The 21,521-nt window shown below is 58.5% G+C and carries 21 protein-coding genes, 3 tRNA genes and 2 rRNA genes; 1 reads left to right on the forward strand and 25 read right to left on the reverse strand.

What is annotated here, in order from left to right; translation table 11 throughout:
- Positions 1–96: 96 nt before the first annotated feature.
- From P9250_RS16820 to P9250_RS16870, 11 genes are all read right to left on the reverse strand, one after another.
- Positions 97–2,977, reverse strand: a 23S ribosomal RNA gene (locus P9250_RS16820).
- A gap of 305 nt (positions 2,978–3,282) precedes the next feature.
- Positions 3,283–3,358: transfer RNA gene (locus tag P9250_RS16825), tRNA-Ala, on the reverse strand.
- 56 nt (positions 3,359–3,414) lie between these two features.
- Positions 3,415–3,491: transfer RNA gene (locus P9250_RS16830), tRNA-Ile, on the reverse strand.
- Positions 3,492–3,555: 64 nt separating this feature from the next.
- Positions 3,556–5,088, reverse strand: a 16S ribosomal RNA gene (locus tag P9250_RS16835).
- Together the 16S and 23S rRNA genes with 3 tRNA genes alongside form the textbook arrangement of a ribosomal RNA operon.
- Positions 5,089–5,533: 445 nt before the next feature.
- Positions 5,534–5,609, reverse strand: a tRNA-Thr gene (locus tag P9250_RS16840).
- Positions 5,610–5,627: 18 nt separating this feature from the next.
- Complete coding sequence (locus P9250_RS16845; RefSeq protein WP_250465797.1) at positions 5,628–6,137, reverse strand: ClpXP protease specificity-enhancing factor; 510 nt, start codon at positions 6,135–6,137, stop codon at positions 5,628–5,630.
- Between the two features lie 63 nt (positions 6,138–6,200).
- Positions 6,201–6,812, reverse strand: a complete 612-nt coding sequence (locus tag P9250_RS16850) for a glutathione S-transferase N-terminal domain-containing protein (protein WP_008344155.1) — start codon at positions 6,810–6,812, stop codon at positions 6,201–6,203.
- 91 nt (positions 6,813–6,903) lie between these two features.
- Positions 6,904–7,662 carry a cytochrome c1 gene (locus P9250_RS16855; RefSeq protein ID WP_244826358.1) on the reverse strand — a complete coding sequence of 253 codons (759 nt, stop codon included), beginning with the start codon at positions 7,660–7,662 and terminating at the stop codon, positions 6,904–6,906.
- A gap of 23 nt (positions 7,663–7,685) precedes the next feature.
- The gene (locus P9250_RS16860) at positions 7,686–9,068 is read right to left on the reverse strand and encodes a cytochrome bc complex cytochrome b subunit (protein ID WP_250526309.1); all 1,383 of its coding nucleotides are present in this window, start codon (positions 9,066–9,068) and stop codon (positions 7,686–7,688) included.
- On the reverse strand, positions 9,068–9,697 hold the full coding sequence (gene petA / locus P9250_RS16865; RefSeq protein WP_310394247.1) for a ubiquinol-cytochrome c reductase iron-sulfur subunit: 630 nt from the start codon (positions 9,695–9,697) through the stop codon (positions 9,068–9,070). The genes P9250_RS16860 and petA overlap by 1 nt, the downstream gene beginning before the upstream one ends.
- A gap of 215 nt (positions 9,698–9,912) precedes the next feature.
- Entirely contained in the window at positions 9,913–10,659 is a 747-nt protein-coding gene (locus P9250_RS16870; protein ID WP_250465803.1) for a Nif3-like dinuclear metal center hexameric protein, read from the reverse strand.
- Positions 10,660–10,679: 20 nt separating this feature from the next.
- Here P9250_RS16870 and P9250_RS16875 point away from each other — a divergent pair, with 20 nt between their 5' ends.
- Complete coding sequence (locus tag P9250_RS16875) at positions 10,680–11,903, forward strand: S1C family serine protease (protein WP_244826361.1); 1,224 nt, start codon at positions 10,680–10,682, stop codon at positions 11,901–11,903.
- A gap of 96 nt (positions 11,904–11,999) precedes the next feature.
- On the opposite strand, the gene tatC is transcribed toward P9250_RS16875, so the two are convergent.
- The 14 genes from tatC to hisD all read right to left on the reverse strand — a co-directional run bounded on the left by tatC (position 12,000) and on the right by hisD (position 21,508).
- Positions 12,000–12,776 carry a twin-arginine translocase subunit TatC gene (tatC, locus tag P9250_RS16880; protein WP_244826362.1) on the reverse strand — a complete coding sequence of 259 codons (777 nt, stop codon included), beginning with the start codon at positions 12,774–12,776 and terminating at the stop codon, positions 12,000–12,002.
- 44 nt (positions 12,777–12,820) lie between these two features.
- The gene (gene tatB / locus P9250_RS16885; RefSeq protein WP_244826363.1) at positions 12,821–13,354 is read right to left on the reverse strand and encodes a Sec-independent protein translocase protein TatB; all 534 of its coding nucleotides are present in this window, start codon (positions 13,352–13,354) and stop codon (positions 12,821–12,823) included.
- Between the two features lie 36 nt (positions 13,355–13,390).
- On the reverse strand, positions 13,391–13,627 hold the full coding sequence (gene tatA / locus P9250_RS16890) for a Sec-independent protein translocase subunit TatA (protein ID WP_250465805.1): 237 nt from the start codon (positions 13,625–13,627) through the stop codon (positions 13,391–13,393).
- 155 nt (positions 13,628–13,782) lie between these two features.
- Complete coding sequence (locus tag P9250_RS16895) at positions 13,783–14,145, reverse strand: histidine triad nucleotide-binding protein (RefSeq protein WP_310394251.1); 363 nt, start codon at positions 14,143–14,145, stop codon at positions 13,783–13,785.
- Positions 14,146–14,181: 36 nt separating this feature from the next.
- On the reverse strand, positions 14,182–14,574 hold the full coding sequence (locus P9250_RS16900) for a hypothetical protein (protein ID WP_244826366.1): 393 nt from the start codon (positions 14,572–14,574) through the stop codon (positions 14,182–14,184).
- 28 nt (positions 14,575–14,602) lie between these two features.
- A complete protein-coding gene (locus P9250_RS16905; protein WP_250509558.1) occupies positions 14,603–14,971 on the reverse strand; it encodes a phosphoribosyl-ATP diphosphatase in 369 nt (122 codons plus the stop codon).
- Positions 14,968–15,372: a phosphoribosyl-AMP cyclohydrolase gene (gene hisI / locus P9250_RS16910; RefSeq protein WP_310394254.1), complete on the reverse strand. Its 405-nt coding sequence runs from the start codon at positions 15,370–15,372 to the stop codon at positions 14,968–14,970. Before hisI ends, P9250_RS16905 begins: the two co-directional genes overlap by 4 nt.
- 2 nt (positions 15,373–15,374) lie before the next feature.
- The gene (hisF, locus tag P9250_RS16915) at positions 15,375–16,148 is read right to left on the reverse strand and encodes an imidazole glycerol phosphate synthase subunit HisF (protein ID WP_310394257.1); all 774 of its coding nucleotides are present in this window, start codon (positions 16,146–16,148) and stop codon (positions 15,375–15,377) included.
- A gap of 86 nt (positions 16,149–16,234) precedes the next feature.
- Entirely contained in the window at positions 16,235–16,987 is a 753-nt protein-coding gene (gene hisA / locus P9250_RS16920; protein ID WP_244826370.1) for a 1-(5-phosphoribosyl)-5-[(5-phosphoribosylamino)methylideneamino]imidazole-4-carboxamide isomerase, read from the reverse strand.
- Positions 16,988–17,105: 118 nt separating this feature from the next.
- On the reverse strand, positions 17,106–17,747 hold the full coding sequence (hisH, locus tag P9250_RS16925; RefSeq protein ID WP_250509559.1) for an imidazole glycerol phosphate synthase subunit HisH: 642 nt from the start codon (positions 17,745–17,747) through the stop codon (positions 17,106–17,108).
- On the reverse strand, positions 17,744–18,364 hold the full coding sequence (locus P9250_RS16930; protein WP_244826372.1) for a MarC family protein: 621 nt from the start codon (positions 18,362–18,364) through the stop codon (positions 17,744–17,746). The genes hisH and P9250_RS16930 overlap by 4 nt, the downstream gene beginning before the upstream one ends.
- A gap of 54 nt (positions 18,365–18,418) precedes the next feature.
- Positions 18,419–19,006: an imidazoleglycerol-phosphate dehydratase HisB gene (gene hisB / locus P9250_RS16935; protein ID WP_244826373.1), complete on the reverse strand. Its 588-nt coding sequence runs from the start codon at positions 19,004–19,006 to the stop codon at positions 18,419–18,421.
- Between the two features lie 33 nt (positions 19,007–19,039).
- Complete coding sequence (hisC, locus tag P9250_RS16940) at positions 19,040–20,113, reverse strand: histidinol-phosphate transaminase (protein ID WP_244826374.1); 1,074 nt, start codon at positions 20,111–20,113, stop codon at positions 19,040–19,042.
- Between the two features lie 72 nt (positions 20,114–20,185).
- Complete coding sequence (gene hisD, locus P9250_RS16945; RefSeq protein ID WP_310394260.1) at positions 20,186–21,508, reverse strand: histidinol dehydrogenase; 1,323 nt, start codon at positions 21,506–21,508, stop codon at positions 20,186–20,188.
- Between the last annotated feature and the right edge of the window lie 13 nt (positions 21,509–21,521).

Consider the following 21,521-nt stretch of genomic DNA (forward strand, 5'->3'; position numbering starts at 1 on the left):
GGGTGGGCACACAACCAATCCGGGAAGAAGCAGTAAATGTTGGGTGGCGATTGTCGCACACGCATAACTCGCCAGTGGTTCAAACACACTGGTTATAGGATCAAGCCTTACGGGCAATTAGTATCAGTTAGCTCAATGCATTACTGCACTTACACACCTGACCTATCAACGTCCTGGTCTAGAACGACCCTTCAAGGGGCTCGAAGCCCCGGGGATATCTCATCTTAAGGCGAGTTTCCCGCTTAGATGCTTTCAGCGGTTATCTCTTCCGAACATAGCTACCCGGCGATGCCACTGGCGTGACAACCGGTACACCAGAGGTTCGTCCACTCCGGTCCTCTCGTACTAGGAGCAGCCCCCTTCAAATATCCAACGCCCACGGCAGATAGGGACCAAACTGTCTCACGACGTTTTAAACCCAGCTCACGTACCTCTTTAAATGGCGAACAGCCATACCCTTGGGACCGGCTACAGCCCCAGGATGAGATGAGCCGACATCGAGGTGCCAAACACCGCCGTCGATATGAACTCTTGGGCGGTATCAGCCTGTTATCCCCAGAGTACCTTTTATCCGTTGAGCGATGGCCCTTCCATACAGAACCACCGGATCACTATGACCTGCTTTCGCACCTGCTCGACTTGTCGGTCTCGCAGTTAAGCACGCTTATGCCATTGCACTATCAGCACGATTTCCGACCGTACCTAGCGTACCTTCGTACTCCTCCGTTACACTTTGGGAGGAGACCGCCCCAGTCAAACTGCCTACCATGCACTGTCCCCGATCCAGATCATGGACCAAGGTTAGAACCTCAAACAAACCAGGGTGGTATTTCAAGGACGGCTCCACCGAAACTAGCGTTCCGGTTTCATAGCCTCCCACCTATCCTACACAGATCGGTTCAAAGTCCAATGCAAAGCTACAGTAAAGGTTCATGGGGTCTTTCCGTCTAGCCGCGGGGAGATTGCATCATCACAAACACTTCAACTTCGCTGAGTCTCGGGAGGAGACAGTGTGGCCATCGTTACGCCATTCGTGCAGGTCGGAACTTACCCGACAAGGAATTTCGCTACCTTAGGACCGTTATAGTTACGGCCGCCGTTTACCGGGACTTCAATCAAGAGCTTGCACCCCATCATTTAATCTTCCGGCACCGGGCAGGCGTCACACCCTATACGTCCACTTTCGTGTTTGCAGAGTGCTGTGTTTTTATTAAACAGTCGCAGCCACCAGTTTATTGCAACCTCTTCACCCTTCCAGCGCAGGCTGGTTAAGCTACAGAGGCGTACCTTATCCCGAAGTTACGGTACCAATTTGCCGAGTTCCTTCTCCCGAGTTCTCTCAAGCGCCTTAGAATACTCATCTCGCCCACCTGTGTCGGTTTGCGGTACGGTCACTATTAGACTGAAGCTTAGAGGCTTTTCTTGGAACCACTTCCAATTGCTTCGCTTCCGAAGAAGCTCGCGCCACACCCTTGAATTATGTGCCCGGATTTGCCTGAGCACCTTCTCCAATGCAGCGACCGGGACGTCCAACACCCGGACAACCTTCCGCGATCCGTCCCCCCATCGCATCTAACAATGGTGCAGGAATATTGACCTGCTTCCCATCAGCTACGCATTTCTGCCTCGCCTTAGGGGCCGACTCACCCTACGCCGATGAACGTTGCGTAGGAAACCTTGGGCTTACGGCGAGGGGGCTTTTCACCCCCTTTATCGCTACTCATGTCAGCATTCGCACTTCCGATACCTCCAGCACGCTTTTCAACGCACCTTCGCAGGCTTACGGAACGCTCTCCTACCATGCATATAAATATGCATCCGCAGCTTCGGTGACTGGCTTGAGCCCCGTTACATCTTCCGCGCAGGACGACTCGATCAGTGAGCTATTACGCTTTCTTTAAAGGGTGGCTGCTTCTAAGCCAACCTCCTGACTGTTTTTGCCTTCCCACTTCGTTTCCCACTTAGCCAATCTTTGGGACCTTAGCTGGCGGTCTGGGTTGTTTCCCTCTTGACACCGGACGTTAGCACCCGATGTCTGTCTCCCGTGATTGCACTCTTCGGTATTCGGAGTTTGCTATGGCGTAGTAATCCGCAATGGACCCCACAACCATGACAGTGCTCTACCCCCGAAGGTGATACACGAGGCACTACCTAAATAGTTTTCGGAGAGAACCAGCTATTTCCAAGTTTGTTTAGCCTTTCACCCCTATCCACAGCTCATCCCCTAACTTTTCAACGTTAGTGGGTTCGGTCCTCCAGTACGTGTTACCGCACCTTCAACCTGGCCATGGATAGATCACTTGGTTTCGGGTCTACGCCCAGCAACTGATCGCCCTATTCGGACTCGCTTTCGCTACGCCTGCCTTAATCAGTTAAGCTCGCTACTGAACGTAAGTCGCTGACCCATTATACAAAAGGTACGCCGTCACCCCTTGCGAGGCTCCGACTGTTTGTATGCATGCGGTTTCAGGATCTATTTCACTCCCCTCCCGGGGTTCTTTTCGCCTTTCCCTCACGGTACTGGTTCACTATCGGTCGATCACGAGTATTTAGCCTTGGAGGATGGTCCCCCCATCTTCAGACAGGATTTCACGTGTCCCGCCCTACTTGTCGTACCCCTAGTTCTTCCACGCTGTTTTCGCTTACAGGGCTATCACCTGCTATGGCCGCACTTTCCAGAGCGTTCAGCTAACAACACAGATAAAGAGTACAGGCTGATCCCATTTCGCTCGCCACTACTCTGGGAATCTCGGTTGATTTCTTTTCCTGCGGTTACTTAGATGTTTCAGTTCACCGCGTTCGCTTCACTAAGCCTATGGATTCAGCTTAGGATGACCCATTCGGGCCGGGTTTCCCCATTCGGATATCGGTGGATCAAAGCTCGTTTGCCAGCTCCCCACCGCTTTTCGCAGGCTACCGCGTCCTTCATCGCCTGTGATCGCCAAGGCATCCACCACATGCACTTGTTCGCTTGACCCTATAACGAGTGTGTCTGCCAGCATTGCTGCCTTTAAGCCCACCGTCATAGGTTGAGTATTCGCGTTGTGCCGTATTCCAAAGCAATCTTTCGATCACCTTTTCATACTTGATACAATCACAACCCTGATTACCCTACTCACACCCATCTCTAAGTGCTTTCGAATAATCTCTTTACTACTTCTTCCAGATTGTTAAAGAACGACAGCCGATAGCATGATCAAATTCGATCACCTACCCGCGCTGACTGGCTCAATCGCCAATGCGCAACGTTGAACCCCGCGTTCAGCGCTGTGCATTGAGGATTGGTGGAGGATGACGGGATCGAACCGACGACCCCCTGCTTGCAAAGCAGGTGCTCTCCCAGCTGAGCTAATCCCCCCGTGTGTGCCTGACTCAGTCTGCTCGCTTGGTCGTTTTAAGCACCGCTTGCCCGGGTGGTGGGTCTGGTTGGATTCGAACCAACGACCCCCGCCTTATCAAGACGGTGCTCTAACCGACTGAGCTACAGACCCTTAGCCTGTCTTTCTGACAGCCGATAAGCGTGAACACTTGAGTGGGCGAGCGTTTAAGCTCGAGAAAGGAGGTGATCCAGCCGCACCTTCCGATACGGCTACCTTGTTACGACTTCACCCCAGTCATGAATCCTACCGTGGTGACCGTCCTCCTTGCGGTTAGACTAGCCACTTCTGGTAAAACCCACTCCCATGGTGTGACGGGCGGTGTGTACAAGACCCGGGAACGTATTCACCGCGGCATGCTGATCCGCGATTACTAGCGATTCCAGCTTCACGCAGTCGAGTTGCAGACTGCGATCCGGACTACGATCGGTTTTCTGGGATTGGCTCCACCTCGCGGCTTGGCAACCCTCTGTTCCGACCATTGTATGACGTGTGAAGCCCTACCCATAAGGGCCATGAGGACTTGACGTCATCCCCACCTTCCTCCGGTTTGTCACCGGCAGTCTCCCTAGAGTGCTCTTGCGTAGCAACTAAGGACAAGGGTTGCGCTCGTTGCGGGACTTAACCCAACATCTCACGACACGAGCTGACGACAGCCATGCAGCACCTGTGCGACGATTCTCTTTCGAGCACCCCAGGCTCTCACCCGGGTTTCGTCCATGTCAAGGGTAGGTAAGGTTTTTCGCGTTGCATCGAATTAATCCACATCATCCACCGCTTGTGCGGGTCCCCGTCAATTCCTTTGAGTTTTAATCTTGCGACCGTACTCCCCAGGCGGTCAACTTCACGCGTTAGCTACGTTACTAAGGAAATGAATCCCCAACAACTAGTTGACATCGTTTAGGGCGTGGACTACCAGGGTATCTAATCCTGTTTGCTCCCCACGCTTTCGTGCATGAGCGTCAGTATTGGCCCAGGGGGCTGCCTTCGCCATCGGTATTCCTCCACATCTCTACGCATTTCACTGCTACACGTGGAATTCTACCCCCCTCTGCCATACTCTAGCCTGCCAGTCACCAATGCAGTTCCCAGGTTAAGCCCGGGGATTTCACATCGGTCTTAACAGACCGCCTGCGCACGCTTTACGCCCAGTAATTCCGATTAACGCTCGCACCCTACGTATTACCGCGGCTGCTGGCACGTAGTTAGCCGGTGCTTATTCTTCCGGTACCGTCATCCCCACCCGGTATTAACAGGTAGGTTTTCTTTCCGGACAAAAGTGCTTTACAACCCGAAGGCCTTCTTCACACACGCGGCATTGCTGGATCAGGGTTGCCCCCATTGTCCAAAATTCCCCACTGCTGCCTCCCGTAGGAGTCTGGGCCGTGTCTCAGTCCCAGTGTGGCTGGTCGTCCTCTCAGACCAGCTACAGATCGTCGCCTTGGTAGGCCTTTACCCCACCAACTAGCTAATCTGCCATCGGCCGCCCCTATAGCGCGAGGTCCCGAAGGATCCCCCGCTTTCTTCCGTAGATCGTATGCGGTATTAATCCGGCTTTCGCCGGGCTATCCCCCACTACAGGACACGTTCCGATGTATTACTCACCCGTTCGCCACTCGCCACCAGGGTTGCCCCCGTGCTGCCGTTCGACTTGCATGTGTAAGGCATGCCGCCAGCGTTCAATCTGAGCCAGGATCAAACTCTTCAGTTCAATGCCTGTTACTGTTTTCGGTTGTTTTACCAACCGGTCGCTCACTCAACGTACTGACGATGATCAATCCGTCTTTCGACAGATAAACCTTCCTCTAATACTGTGTGAGACTTGATAACTTTCGCTAAACGTCCCAACCCCGAAAGGTCAGAACCGCTCGCGCCATCAAGTGCCCACACTTATCGGCTGTTAGTTTTTAAAGAGCACATTCGCCAAGACTTCCCGCCAAGCGCACCAAGCATTTTACTCAGCACCGCCTCGTCTTGCGTCGCTGCATCTGCAGCAGAGAAACGAGATTATGTACGTCGTTTCAGTTACTGTCAACAAGAATTTGAAGCTTTTCTTATTGACTTGCCATTCAGCTTCTTCAGACCACTGCGGAACATACAACCCGCTCAAACCAAACGGGTCGTGCGGACATCGCACGACCCGTCGACGTTAGTCTTGGTGCCGGCTGCAGGACTCGAACCCGCCACCTGATGATTACAAATCAACTGCTCTACCAGATGAGCTAAGCCGGCGAAGGACGGAATTCTACTTCATTTGACGACTTTGAGGTGCGATCGCCCAGATGATTTTGAAGCATCGTCATCCGAGCTTGCCGAAACGTCGTCGCTCGACGAAGTCCCGTCGGCGTCGGACAGTTCCTCTACCGCGTCTTCCACGATACTTTCGTCTCGCTCGACCGAATGCGGCGCAGTGCTCGCGCCCGACGCGTCGATAGCCGTTTGCGATGAAGGCTCGACCGGGAACGCCATTCCCTGCCCGTTCTCTCGTGCATAGATGGCCAGCACGTTCGTAACCTGCACTTCGATCTTGTGCGACTTACCCGAGAAACGCGCGCTGAATTCGATCCATTCGTTGCCCATCTGAAGCTGGCTCGTCGCCTCGAAACTGATGTTCAGCACGATTTCGTCGTTACGCACGAATTGACGCGGCACCCGCGTGGCGCCGTCGACCCGCACCGCGATGTGTGGGGTGAACCCGTTATCCGTGCACCACTCATAGAGCGCGCGCAGCAGATACGGCTTGGTGGAAATCTCTTGCATCAACTTTCCTCTACAGGAGCGCGGCGGGCGAAATGCGCGCCGCCGCGCTCCGATGCCCGCAAACTATCGACGCATCACCTTTTCGGAAGGCGTCAGCGCTTCAATATAGGCCGGACGGCTGAAAATGCGTTCGGCGTACTTCATCAACGGCGCAGCATTCTTCGACAACTCGATGCCGTAATGGTCCAGACGCCACAACAGCGGCGCGATGGCCACGTCGAGCATCGAGAATTCTTCGCCGAGCATGTACTTGTTCTTCAGGAAAATAGGCGCGAGCTGCGTAAGACGATCGCGAATTGCACTGCGCGCCTTCTCGTGGTTCTTCTCGGCGGCTTTGCCCTTCTCGTTTTCGAGCGTGCCGACGTGCACGAACAATTCTTTCTCGAAGTTCAGCAGGAACAGGCGCGCGCGGGCGCGTTGCACCGGATCGGCCGGCATGAGCTGCGGATGCGGGAACCGTTCGTCGATATATTCGTTGATGATGTTCGATTCATACAGGATCAGGTCGCGCTCGACGAGGATCGGCACCTGACCGTATGGGTTCATGACCGCGATGTCTTCCGGCTTGTTAAACAGATCGACGTCACGAATCTCGAAATCCATGCCCTTTTCGAACAACACCAGCCGGCAGCGCTGGGAGAACGGGCAAGTAGTGCCGGAATACAGAACCATCATGTCTTTAAAGTTCCTTCAGTAAACTCGAAAGGCCGGCCGCGACGCTTCCAAGGGAAACGCCGTCGTGCCGACCCACGCCGTCTAGGGCGCGCTATTTAATATCTTTCCAGTATGCCGCGTTCAGGCGCCATGCGAGGAAACTCAACAACGCCAGGAACAGCAGGACCCATACGCCGAGGCGCTTGCGAGTCTGCTGGGCGGGTTCGGACATCCACGAGAGGTACGAAACCAGATCGGCCACAGCATTATCATAATCCACGGAGGACATGGAACCCGGGCTAACCTGAGTGTAACCCACGAATCTCTTTACCTTTTCGCCGGTGTGCTCGTCGGTTTCGGTTTCGAATTTTGCATCGCGGATACCCTGCATCGTCCACAGCACGTGCGGCATGCCGACATTCTCATACACGCGATTGTTCCAGCCGGTCGGCCGCGCCGGATCGCGATAAAACCCCCGCAAGTACGTGTACAACCAGTCCTTGCCACGCGCCCGCGCTTCGACCGACAGGTCCGGCGGCGACGCGCCGAACCACGCTTTCGCGTCTTCCGGGCGCATTGCAATGGACATCGTGTTGCCGATTTTGTCTGTCGAAAACAGCAGATTTTCCTGAACGTCCTGTGGCGTGATGCCGAGGTCGGTCAGCCGGTTGTACCGCATCAGATTGGCGCTGTGGCAATTCAGGCAGTAGTTTACAAAGATTTGGGCGCCGTGCTGCAACGAAGCAAAATTGTCCGCGTTATCGGGCGCGCGGTCGAGCACCGCTTCTTCCTGCGCGTACGCCGGCGCACTCGCGCCGAACGCGAACATTGCCGCACCGATGATTGCCAGGGAACCGAGCCATTTTTTCATTGTGTTTGTCTCCGGACGAGTGCTCAGTGAGGTTTGAAAGTCACTCGCTCGGGCGGCGTCTTGAATCTGCCGCGCGGCGTCCAGAACGGCATGCCGAGGAAAAACGCGAAGTAGATCAGCGCGCAGACCTGCGCGATCAGCGTCCCCACCGGTGACGGCGGCCTCGTTCCCAAGAAGCCCAGCACCAGGAACACGACCACGAAAATGCCGTAGAACACTTTATGGAAAAACGGCCGGTAGCGAATGGACCTCACCGGACTGCGATCGAGCCAGGGCAGGAAAAAGAGCGATACGACCGCCGTGCCCATGACCACCACGCCCCAGAATTTCGACTCCGTCAGCGCCATGAAGACGATCACCGCGAGCGAGAGCACCGGCAAGCCGATCCGCCATTTGCCGCGCGCGCGTAACAGCGCAAAGAGGCCAAGCAGCGCGATGATGACCATCAGCACGATCTTGAACGGATCGGTGGTGGCGCGAAGCATCGCGTAGAAAGCCGTGAAGTACCAGACTGGCGCGATTTCGGGCGGCGTCTGCAACGGATTGGCCGGCACGAAGTTATTCGCTTCCAAAAAGTAGCCGCCCATCTCCGGCGCGAAGAAAATGATCGCCGCGAAGATCAGAAGGAAGACCGACACGCCCAGGAAGTCGTGCACCGAATAGTACGGATGGAACGGAATGCCATCGATAGGAATGCCGTTCGCGTCCTTCTTCGCCTTGATCTCGATGCCGTCCGGGTTGTTCGAGCCGACTTCGTGCAGCGCGACCAGATGCGCCACGACGAGGCCAATCAGCACGAGCGGAATCGCGATCACATGGAACGCGAAGAACCGGTTCAGCGTGACGTCCGACACGACGTAATCGCCGCGAATCCAGAGCGACAGATCCGGGCCGATGAAGGGAATCGCCGAGAACAGATTCACGATCACCTGCGCGCCCCAGAACGACATCTGCCCCCACGGCAGAAGATAGCCAAAGAACGCCTCGGCCATGAGGCACAGGAAAATTGCGCAGCCGAAAATCCACACCAGTTCGCGCGGCTTGCGATACGAGCCGTACATCAGCCCGCGAAACATGTGCAGATAGACGACGACGAAGAACATCGAAGCGCCTGTCGAATGCATGTAGCGAATGAGCCAGCCCCACGGCACCTCGCGCATGATGTATTCGACCGATGCGAACGCGAGCGTCGCATCGGGCTTGTAGTTCATGACGAGAAAGATGCCCGTGACGATCTGAAGCACGAGCACGAGCAGCGCGAGCGAGCCGAAGAAGTACCAGAAGTTGAAGTTCTTCGGCGCGTAGTACTCGGAAACGTGCTGCTTCCACGTCGCGGTGAGCGGAAAGCGCCGGTCGATCCAGCCGATCAGGCCCGTCGTCTCCACATCCTTGTCTGCGGTCGCCATTAAGCCTCTCCCTTTTCGTCCTTGCCGATCACGAGTTGCGTCGCGGAAGTGAACATGTACGGAGGCACGTCCAGATTCTGCGGCGCGGGCTTGTTCTTGAAGACGCGGCCCGCCATGTCATAGGTCGAGCCGTGGCACGGGCAGAGAAAACCGCCGGGCCAGTTATCGGGAAGATTGGGTTGGGCGCCTTCGGTGAAACGCGGGGTCGGCGTGCAGCCCAGATGCGTGCACACGGCCACCGCCACGAAAATGTTCTTGTGATCGGTGCGGGAACGGAACTCGTTGTTGCAGTACTCCGGCAACGGCATCGAGAATTCCATCTTCGATTTCGGATCGGCCACTTCGGTGTCGGCTTTCTTGACGTCCGAAAGCATTGCGTCGGTGCGGTTGACGATCCACACAGGCTTGCCGCGCCACGCGACGGTCATCATTTCGCCGGGCTTGAGTCCGCTGATATCGACCTCGACCGGCGCGCCTGCCGCCTTCGCCTTCTCCGACGGAGCGAACGATCCTACAAACGGAATTACTGTTGCTACACCTCCGACACCACCTGCTACGGTCGTCGCTATCAGCCAGGTACGGCGGCTACCGTCAACGCGCCCATCGTGCTTATCGTCCTTGTCTCGCATCACACGCCCCACTTCTGAGTTGGATTTATACCGTCACATCAGTGTTCCGTCGCTAGTGTGCGCGAATGGAGTTGGCATTTACAAGGCCCGAATAGGAAAAATCACTCCAAGTGATTGTTCTTTCCGGGTTTTCCCGCACGTTTTCGCGCCATCTTGTGAAGCAATCATTTAAGGCAACTGCAAGGCCGATTAAAACGATAATCGGCGCAAAAAATTTATACCGGATTGTCGATATCGATAAACACATGCTCGATGTCGAATTCTTCCGACAGGTGATTACCCAGCGCCTGGACGCCGTAGCGCTCGGTCGCGTGATGGCCAGCCGCGATGTAGGCCACGCCCGATTCCGCCGCAATGTGCATGGTCTGCTCGGAGACTTCGCCACTGACGTAGACATCCGCGCCCGCCGCGATGGCTTCTTCGAAGTATCCTTGCGCGCCGCCCGTGCACCACGCGACGCGACGCAGTTCGCGGTCCGAATCGCCGAATACGAGCGGCTTGCGGCCGAGCGCGTTTTCGACCGTTGCAGTGAAATGTTCGAGCGAAAGCGGCATGGTAAGCGGCGCGATCCACCCGAGATCCTGGCCTGCAAAACGGCCGTCCGCGATCAAGCCAAGGCGCGCGCCGAGTTGCGCGTTGTTGCCGAACTCCGGATGCGAATCGAGCGGCAAATGGTAGGCAAACAGGTTGATATCGTTGGCGATAAGCGTGCGGATTCGCTGATACTTGCGTCCCGTCAACTGCGGCGCCTCATTGCGCCAGAAGTAGCCGTGATGCACGAGTACCGTGTCCGCGCCCCACTCGAGCGCGGCTTCGAGAAAGGCGAGCGAGGCCGTCACGCCGGTTGCGATCTTCTGAACCCGGCGCGCGCCTTCCACCTGTAGACCGTTCGGGCAATAGTCCTTGAAGCGGCCGATTTCCAGCAGATTGTTCAGATACAATTCGAGTTCGATCCGATCCATGAATTCCTCTATCCCTTCAAATGCTTAGACGCTTCTGGCTATTTTTTGCCCAAGCGGTCACCGTGATTTTGGCCCTGATGTTCATCATCGCGACCTTGAAACCGCAGTGGCTTCAACGTCAGGGCCAATTCGGCAAGCAACTCGCCGAACCAATAGTCGCGCTGCAGGAAGTGGCGCCGAGCATAGGCTCGCGACCGCTTCAATCTTCCTATGCCGAAGGCGCGCAAAAGGCCATGCCCGCTGTGGTCAACGTCTTTTCCAGCAAGGACGGCAATCTGCCGCCGGACCCGCGCGCCAAAGACCCGCTGTTCCGCTACTTCTTCGGCGATAAAAACAAGCGCAAGAGCGACGAGCCGCCAGCGTCGAATCTCGGCTCGGGTGTCATCGTCAGCTCGGAAGGTTACATTCTAACGAACCAGCATGTCGTCGATGGCGCCGATCAAATCGAAGTTGCGCTTGCCGACGGCCGCACGTCCAGCGCGAAGGTAATCGGCGTCGATCCGGAAACCGATCTTGCCGTGCTCAAGATCAACATGACGAATCTGCCGACCATCACGCTCGGCCGCATGGACCAGACGCGCGTCGGCGATGTCGTGCTGGCTATCGGCAATCCGTTCGGCGTCGGGCAGACGGTAACCATGGGCATTGTGAGCGCGCTCGGGCGCAATCACCTCGGCATCAACACGTTCGAGAACTTCATTCAGACCGACGCGGCAATCAACCCCGGCAACTCGGGCGGCGCGCTCGTCGACGTGAACGGCAATCTGCTCGGCATCAACACGGCGATTTATTCGCGCAGCGGCGGCTCACTGGGAATCGGCTTTGCGATCCCGGTGTCGACGGCGCGCAGCGTGCTCGAGAGCATCATCACGACGGGCACGGTCACGCGCGGCTGGATTGGCGTGGAGCCGCAGGACGTGACGCCGGAGATCGCGGAATCGTTCGGGCTCGACCAAAAATCTGGCGCCATCGTGGCCGGGGTGTTGCAAGGCGGCCCGGCGGACAAGGCAGGCATCAAGCCGGGCGACATTCTCGTCAGCATCAACGACGACACCATCACCGACACCACGCGCCTCCTGAACGTGGTCGCGCAGATCAAACCGGGCACGTCGGTGAAGGTTCATTTAATGCGCAAGAACAAGGAACTCGATATCAACGTGACTATCGGCAAGCGCCCGGCTCAACCGCGCGCGCCACAGTTACCGGAAGACGAGGATCAAGGAAACGATCAGGGCGACGAATAAACTCGGTTCTCCGTTGAAAACAAAAAGGCAGCTTCGGTAATCGAAGCTGCCTTTTTTGCGCATCCGACATTTCACTGCCGCGGCAATACGCCGCACCTACTCGGCCGTTGCCTCTTCGCTTTTGATTGGCTGCTTTCCAACCACCAGCCGCGCCGCAATAATCCCCGCTTCGTAGAGAATGATGAGCGGAATGGCCAGGATCAGCTGCGAGAAAACGTCTGGCGGGGTAACGACCGCCGAAATGACGAACGCGCCGACAATCACATACGGGCGAATCTGCTTGAGCTTCTGAATGGACACGACACCCATGCGCGCCAGCAACACGACGACGATCGGCACTTCGAACGTTACGCCGAATGCGAGGAACATCGTGAGCACGAAGCTCAGGTAGTTGTCGATATCCGTGGTCATCTCCGCACCGAGCGGCGCGTTGTAATGCGCCATCACGCGAAAGATGGTCGGAAACACGACGAAATACGCGAAAGCCATGCCGCAAAGGAAGAGCGCGTAGCTGCTGAACACGAGCGGCGCGACAAGCTTCTTCTCGTGCTGATACAAACCCGGCGCCACGAACGCCCAAAGCTGATACAGCACAAGCGGCAGCGCGATGACGAAGGCGACGAGCATGGTCACCTTCATGGGCACGAAGAACGAGCCGGTCACGTCGGTGACGATCATCTTGCCGTCGGCCGGCAGGTTCTGCATCAGCGGCCGGGCCAGTAACTTGAAGATGTCCGGCGCCCAATACACCAGCGATACGAACACCACGATAACCGAAGCGCCCGCTTTAATGATGCGGTCACGCAATTCGACCAGATGCGAAATGAACGTCTCTTCGACGGGCTCGTCTTTATTTTGTAGCGGGTCGCTCACGCCGGCCCTCGGTATGGATCATCGATGAAAGGAAGTAGCCGGGATCAGAAAAACCGGGTCGGGCGGCGCAAGGTTTCTGGCGTATGACGCGCAACGCGAGCCGCGCCAGACTGAACCCGCGTGCGGCGCAGATTCGTTCGCTTGTACCAGTTGGGGATGGCGCTTTGTTTGACGCGCCAGTTCTTGCGCGCGGCGCGGATGCCCGATGTGCGCATCCACGGTTTGTCCGTGACCGCCGCGCTGCCGCCGATCGCCTCGGCCTCTTCTCTCGCGACACTCGGCGACACGGACGTGCCCTGGCTCCACGCGTCGTTCAATTCGGCTTCGTGGCGCTTCAGGTTGTCGTGAATCGACGTTTCGACGTTCGACGCAGCGGTTTCGAAGTCGGTGCGCATCTTCTTAAGCTCGTCGAGTTCCATCTCGCGCGCCACTTCGGATTTGACGTCGTTGATATAGCGCTGCGCGCGCCCGAACAGTGCGCCGGCCGTGCGCGCAACCCCGGGCAGGCGCTCAGGCCCAAGCACCACGAGCGCCACGACGCCAATCAGCGCCATCTTGGTCAGACCGAGATCGAGCATTGAAGAGTAAGTGAAAGATTGCGGTCGATGACCGGATTAGCGATAGTCGCCCGAACGGGTCTTGTCCTTCGCTTCCACGTCAACCGCACCGTTGCGCGGCAGCTCGCGCGGATCGGTGGTCGAAGCCGGCTGCTCACCATCGCGCATGCCTTCCTTGAAGCCCTTGACCGCGCCGCCCAAATCGCCACCGATGTTGCGCAGTTTCTTCGTGCCGAAGACGAGCGCCACGATCAAAAGGACGATCAACCAATGCCAAATGCTCAACGAACCCATGAATGAAAATTCTCCGTAATTCCGCCGCAACGGCTTTGTGCGAACGGAAGATCGGCCTTGCGGCCCGCGCCGAAAAAGTCACTTCGGCTATGAATACCGATTCTGCGCGTCCAATATTGCATTGGAAAGGCGTTTGCCGACAAAATTTGCGGTTTTCAGCCCATCCGGCGCCACGGACGCTCTCCTGCCAGCAAATGCGCGTGGATGTGAAAAACCTCCTGTCCACCGCCCGGCCCCGTGTTGATCACCGTCCGGAATCCCGTCTCGCCACCCGTGTAGGAAACGCCGAGATCTTTTGCCAGACGACCAACGAGACTTACCATTCTACCAAGCAGCGGCGCGTCGCTTTCCGTGCAGTGCGACAGCGTTTCGATGTGCTTCCGGGGAATGACGAGCACGTGAACCGGCGCAGCCGGATTGATGTCGTTGAAGGCGACGAACTCGTCGTCCTCATAGAGCTTCGTGCTTGGCAGTTGTCCTGACGCAATCTTGCAGAAAATGCAGTTGTCTTGGCTCATGAAATTCCCGTGTCTCCTGTTGCCAGGTGTTGCCGTTCAAAACCACGCGCGTGGGTCGAACGTTTTTCCTTCATAAAGATACAGCCAACCTTTGATGACACGATAAAGCGTCCAGATGCCGACCGCGAAAAGAATCACGAAGCCGATCCCGACGAAAATGAGCGCCGCGCCAACCAGATGTCCGAGGACAGCCCACCAGAACGTGCGGATCTGCCAGGTGAAGTGAGCTTCGTAAGGCGTTCCGACGGTATCGCCGCGTTTCAGATAATTGATGATGATCGCGACGAGCACGGTCAACCCGCCCGTCAGCCAATAGAGCGCGTAAAGCGCATACAAGACATGCGTGAGCGTCTTGAGGCTGCTCAGCCGCTGCGGGTCGAGCTGATTCTGATACACCGGCGGCGGGTACTGTTCGTGAGGCGTATTCACGGGGCCCTCCTTCGCAATGGGCGTCTCGTCAGCTGCCGTTCTGCTCGCGCTCGCGCGTTTTGCGCAGCGCTTTTTCTTCGATACCCGACAAACCTTCGCGCCGTTCCAACTCGGCGATCACGTCGGCGGGGCTCAGGTCGAAATGCGACAGCATCACGAGACAATGGAACCACAGGTCGGCGACTTCTCCGACGAGCGCTTTCGGCGCGCCGCCGTGGCGCGCATCCTTCGCGGCGAGTACGACTTCCGTCGCTTCCTCGCCGATCTTCTTCAGGATCGCGTCGTCACCTTTATGAAAGAGTCGCGAAACGTAGGATTGTTCCGGATCGCCGCCTTTTCGACCGTCGATAACCGCGGCGAGGCGCAGCAGCGTGTCCTGCGTGGTGGCTTGCGTCATTTGTAAATACTTACGGGGTCTTTCAGAACCGGCTCGACTGCGACCCACGCGCCGTCTTGCGCCGTTCCTTCGAATTTCTGGAAAAAGCAGGAATGACGGCCGGTGTGGCACGCGATCCCCGATACCTGTTCGACTTTGAGCAGCACGACGTCTTCGTCGCAATCGAGCCGCACCTCGTGCACATGCTGAACGTGCCCCGATTCCTCGCCCTTGAACCACAGGCGCTGACGCGAACGCGAAAAATAGACGGCGCGCTTCAGTTCGATGGTTTTGGCGAGCGCCTCGCGATTCATCCAGGCGAACATGAGCACGTCGTTGCTCGACGCTTCCTGCGCGATCACCGGCACGAGGCCGTTCGCGTCCCAGTTCACCTTGTCGAGCCAATCGGCTTGATCCGTCACCGTCAATTCCTCACCGAAATGCCTTGCTCGGCCATGAAGCGCTTGGCTTCGCCAACCGTGTGTTCGCCATAATGAAAGATGCTCGCGGCCAGAACGGCGTCGGCGCGGCCTTCCGTGATGCCATCCGCCAGATGCTTGAGCGTACCGACGCCGCCCGAAGCGATCACCGGCACGGGCACGGCGTCCGACACGGCGCGCGTGAGCGCGAGGTCGAAGCCGGACTTGGTGCCGTCGCGATCCATGCTGGTCAGCAGAATTTCGCCCGCGCCGAATTCGGCCATCTTGCGCGCCCATTTGATTGCGTCGATGCCCGTTGCCTTGCGCCCGCCGTGCGTGAACACTTCCCAGCGGGGCGGCTCGCCATCGGCGGAAACGCGCTTGGCGTCGATGGCAACGACGATGCATTGCGAACCGTGCTTGTCGGATGCATCGCGTACGAGTTGCGGATTCGCCACCGCCGACGAATTCATGCTGATCTTGTCCGCGCCGGCGTTGAGCAGGCGCCGCACGTCTTCGACGGCGCGCACGCCGCCACCGACGGTCAGCGGAATGAACACCTGAGACGCGACCGATTCGATGATCGGCAAAATGAGGTCGCGCTGGTCGGAAGTCGCGGTGATGTCGAGGAACGTGAGTTCATCCGCGCCTTGGTCGTCGTAGCGTCGCGCGATCTCCACGGGATCGCCCGCGTCGCGCAGTTCGACGAAGTTGACCCCTTTGACGACGCGCCCGGCGGTCACGTCGAGACAGGGGATGATGCGTTTAGCGAGAGCCATGTTCCGCCACTGCAGGTCCAAAACGAATGAAGGGCGGCAAGAGCCGCCGCCCGGCGTGCTGCAACGTGCTCGCGCCCGAAAGAGCCTCAGGCACCGTCCGCTTCGCGCAACGCATCCGCGCGCGTTTGCGCGGAAGTGAAGTCCAGGTCGCCGGAATAGATGGCGCGACCGCAGATCACGCCTTCGATGCCTTCGCCCTCGACTTCGCAGAGCGACTCGATGTCCGCGATGCTCGACAGTCCGCCGCTCGCGATAACGGGAATCTTCACGGCTTGCGCGAGCCGCACGGTGGCGTCGATATTGATGCCCTGAAGCATGCCGTCGCGCCCGATGTCCGTGTAGATGATCGACTCGCAGCCGTAGTCTTCGAACTTGCGCCCGAGATCCACTACTTCGTGGCCGGTCAGTTTGCTCCAGCCGTCTGTGGCGACTTTGCCGTCCTTGGCGTCGAGCCCGACGATGATATGCCCCCCGAACGCGCTGCACGCATCCTGCAGGAAGCCGGGATTCTTCACCGCCGCCGTGCCGATGATGACGAACGAGAGACCGTCGTCGAGATAGCGCTCGATGGTGTTCAGGTCGCGAATGCCGCCGCCTAGTTGCACGGGAATCTCGCTACCCACTTCGTCGATGATTGCGCGGATAGCGTCGCCGTTCCTCGGCTTGCCCGCGAAGGCGCCGTTCAGATCGACGAGGTGTAGTCTGCGCGCCCCTCGGTCGACCCAGTGCCGGGCCATTGCCGCCGGATCTTCTGAAAAAATGGTCGCCTGGTCCATATCGCCTTGTTTGAGGCGCACGCACTGACCGTCTTTGAGATCGATGGCCGGAATGAGCAGCATAGGTATCGCGTATTTTCTGGATTGAGTTGATCGAAACGGCTGCGCGTGAGGTCTCGGTGCCTTACAGCGGGCCGCTTCGCTAGTGTAGTACAAGTATTGCAACGCCCGGTTGCGCGCTTTACGGGTTCCAGTGAACGAAGTTGCGATACAGCCGCAAGCCCGCGTCGGCGCTCTTCTCGGGGTGGAATTGCGTGGCGAAGATGTTGTCGCGCGCCACCGCCGATGTGAACGCGGAACCATAAACGGTTTCGCCCGAAGTGTGCGCCGGGTTGTCCGGCACGACGTAGTAACTATGCACGAAGTAGAAGAACGCGCCATCCGCCACGCCGTCCCACACCGGATGCGCTTGCGTCTGATGCACGCGGTTCCAGCCCATTTGCGGCACCTTGAAGCGCGAGCCGTCGTCCTGCAACTGGCCTTCGAGTTGAAAGCGCACGACCTTGCCGGGGAAAAGCCCGAGGCCCTTCGTGTCGCCTTCTTCGCTCCAGTCGAACAGCATCTGTTCGCCGACGCAAACGCCGAGCATCGGCTTGTTGCGCGACGCTTCGATCACCGCATCCTGCAAGCCCGACGCGCCCAAATGGCCCATGCAATCGCGCATCGCGCCTTGACCCGGCAGCACGATACGATCCGCCGCGCGAATGGCCTCGGGCTGATCGACGATCGCCACGTCGGCGTCGGGCGCGGCCTTCTTAAGCGCCTGATACACCGAGCGCAGGTTGCCCATTCCGTAATCAACAATCGCTATCGAAGTTTTCATTTCAAAGATGGCATCAAGGCCTTCAACCCGTTGACGATGAACTCCACCGCCAGCGCGGACAACATCAAACCCATGAGACGCGTGCCGATATTGATACCCGTGCGCCCGACCCAGCGCGCGATCGGCTCGGCCAGATTCAACGCGCCGAAACACAACGCCGCGATGATCGCGCCCAGCACGACGAGCCCGAAGCGGTCGTACCAGTGCTGCGCATTTGCAGCATAGACGATCACGGTGCTGATCGATCCCGGCCCGGTGAGCAGCGGAATCGCGAGCGGCACAACGGCAACGCTATTGCGCTCCTCGGCTTCCATGCGCTCCTCGACGGTCGAGCGCGCGTTGCCGACTTGCGCGTTCAACATGCTGATCGCCATGAGCAGCATGATGATCCCGCCGCCGACTTCGAACGAGCCGACCGAAATGCCGAAGAACGCGATGATCTGCTGCCCGAGCAGCGCGGTGATCGCGATTACGCAGAACACCGAGATCGATGCCACGCGGATGGTGTTGCGCTTTTCGAGATCGGATTGTTGCGCGGTCAGGCTAAGAAAAAACGGTATCGCGCCGACCGGATTGATCAGCGCAAGCAAGGATATGAACGACTTGAAGAGATCCATCGCGGGCGAGCCTTTCGTGCGCGACGCATTGCTGCGTCGCTTGGAACGGGCTGATCAGAGACTGCCTTTGGTGGAAGGAATTTGTCCTGCGGCGCGTTCGTCGGCTTCGACGGCCATGCGCAACGCGCGGCCGAACGCCTTGAACACGGTCTCGACCTGATGATGCGCGTTGATGCCGCGCAAATTGTCGATGTGCAGCGTCACGCCCGCGTGATTCACGAAGCCACGGAAAAATTCGATGGTGAGATCGACATCGAACGTACCGATGCGCGCGCGCGTAAACGGCACATGGAATTCGAGGCCCGGACGGCCGGAGAAATCGATCACGACGCGCGACAGCGCTTCATCGAGCGGAACATACGAGTGGCCATAACGGCGAATGCCCTTGCGGTCGCCAATGGCTTTCGCCACCGCCTGACCCAGCGTGATACCGGTGTCTTCGACGGTGTGGTGATCATCGATATGGAGGTCGCCATGCGCTTCGACTTCGAGATCGAACAGGCCGTGTCGCGCGATCTGATCGAGCATGTGATCCAGAAACGGCACGCCGGTGGCGAGCTTCTGCTTGCCGGTGCCGTCCAGATCGAGCTTCACACGGATCTGCGTTTCGCTGGTGTTGCGAACGACTTCCGCAATGCGCATGGTGTTTCCTTGAGGCTTTCGAAAAGTGGGGATTTAGTTGAGCGCGAGCTTTTTGAGCGCCGCGACCATGTGCGCGTTTTCCTCGGCCGTGCCGACCGTCAAACGCACGCAATTTGCCAGCAAAGCATGCATTTTACTCACGTTTTTGACGAGAACCCGCGAAGTCAGCAGGGTTTCGAACGCGACGGCGGCATCCGGCACGCGCACGAGCAGAAAGTTGCCCGCGCTCGGATACACCGTCATGCCGGGCAGCGCGGCGACTTCGCGCGCGAGGACGGCGCGCTGCGCGCGCAGATCGGCGGCCTGGGCGTCGAGGACATCGAGATGATCCAGCAGGAAATCAGCGGTTGCCTGCGTTAGCACGTTGATGTTGTACGGCGGGCGCACCTTGTCGAATTGCATGGTCCACGCGGGCAGACCGACCAGATAACCAAGCCGGATGCCCGCAAGACCGAGCTTCGACACCGTGCGCATGACGACCACGTTGTCATACTCGGCCGCGCGCGGCAGCCACGTCTTTTCCGCGAACGGCTGATAAGCCTCGTCGATGACCACGAGACTCTTCTTCGCCGACGCGATCACGCGCTCGATGTCGGCATCGGCGTAAAGCGTTCCGGTCGGATTGTTCGGGTACGCGAGATAAACGAGCGCGGGCTGATGTTCGTCGATAGCCGCGATGAGCGCGTTTGCGTCTAGCGTGAAGTCCGCGTTGAGCGGCACGCCGATGAATTCGAGCTGCGCGAACTTCGCCGACATCTGATACATCACGAAGCCCGGCACCGGCGCCACGACTTTCGCGCCGGGCGTGGCGCACGCCATCGACATCATGCTGATCAGTTCGTCCGAGCCGTTGCCGAGCAGCACGTCGCAGGCTTCCGGCACCTTCATTGCACGCTTGATCTTGGCGAGCAGATCCGCCGGACGCGGCGATGGATAACGGTTCAGCGCCACGCCCGCGAGATGTTCGCCAAGACGCTTGGCGAGATCGGCGGGCAAGGAGTACGGGTTTTCCATCGCGTCGAGCTTGATCAAGCCCGTGGAATCGGCCACGGGATAGCTCGTCATGGAAAGGACGTCGGGACGCAGGATGTCTTGAGGTGTGGTCATGATGTCGCCGACGTCTTTGCGCCGGACATATGGCGGCTCTCAGGCCGCCTTGGTCGTCTAAGCCGGCCAGATTCAGCCGACGTTTTTCATCCGATACTCCGCGCTCTTCGCATGCGCTTGCAAGCCTTCGCCGTAAGCCAGTTCCGCCGCGATCTCGCCGAGCGTCTGCGCGCCTTCCGCGCTTACTTCGATCACACTCGAACGCTTCATGAAATCGTACACGCCGAGCGGCGACGAGAAGCGCGCCGTGCGTGAAGTCGGCAACACGTGGTTCGGGCCCGCGCAGTAATCGCCGAGGCTTTCGCTCGTGTAGCGGCCGAGGAACATGGCGCCCGCGTTGTGGATCTGCGCAGCCCACTGATGCGGATCGAGCGCCGAAATCTCCAGATGCTCGGGCGCGATATCGTTCGCGATCGCGCACGCTTCGGCCATGTCCTTCACCTTGATGAGCGCGCCGCGGTCTTCGAGCGAGCGCTGAATGACTTCGCGGCGCGGCATGGCCGGCAGCAATTCGACGATGGCTTCTTCGACGCGCCGAATGAACGTCGCGTCCGGACACAGCAGAATGGATTGCGCGAGTTCGTCGTGTTCGGCTTGCGAGAACAGGTCCATCGCGACCCAGCGCGGGTCGGTGGTGGCGTCGCAGATGACGAGGATCTCGGACGGCCCGGCGATCATGTCGATACCGACCGTGCCGAACACGCGCCGCTTCGCCGATGCGACATACGCGTTGCCCGGCCCGCAGATCTTGTCGACCGCCGGCACGGATTCGGTCCCGTACGCCAGCGCGCCAATCGCCTGCGCCCCGCCGATGGTGAACACGCGGTCCACGCCGCCGAGCAGCGCCGCCGCGAGCACGAGCGGGTTCTTGACGCCATCGGGCGTCGGCACGACCATCACGATTTCCTTGACGCCCGCGACGCGCGCCGGAATGGCGTTCATCAGCACGGACGACGGATACGCCGCCTTCCCGCCCGGCACGTAGATGCCCGCGCGATCGATCGGCGTCACCTTCTGGCCGAGCACCGTGCCGTCGGCTTCGGTGTAATGCCAGCTATGACTGCCGCATTCGATGCGTTGCTTCTCGTGATATCCGCGCACGCGAGCAGCCGCTGCTTCGAGCGCCGCGCGACGTTTCGGCTCCAGCCCTTCCAGCGCGGCTTCGAGTTCCGCCACGGGCAATTCGAGCGCCGCGACGCTGTGCGCCTTCAGACGATCGAACTGGTTGGTGTAGTCGAGCACGGCGGCGTCGCCGCGCGCTTTGACATCCGCGAGAATTTGCGCGACCGAGCGCTCTATTGCTTCGTCCTCGCTCGCCTCGAATGCGAGAACCGCGCGTAAAGCTTTCTGAAAACCGTCGGTGCTGGAATCGAGTTTGCGAATCTTGATAGACATGCTGGTTTTCCGT

Origin of the sequence: Caballeronia sp. LP006 (assembly GCF_031450995.1) — a bacterium.
Classification (GTDB): domain Bacteria; phylum Pseudomonadota; class Gammaproteobacteria; order Burkholderiales; family Burkholderiaceae; genus Caballeronia.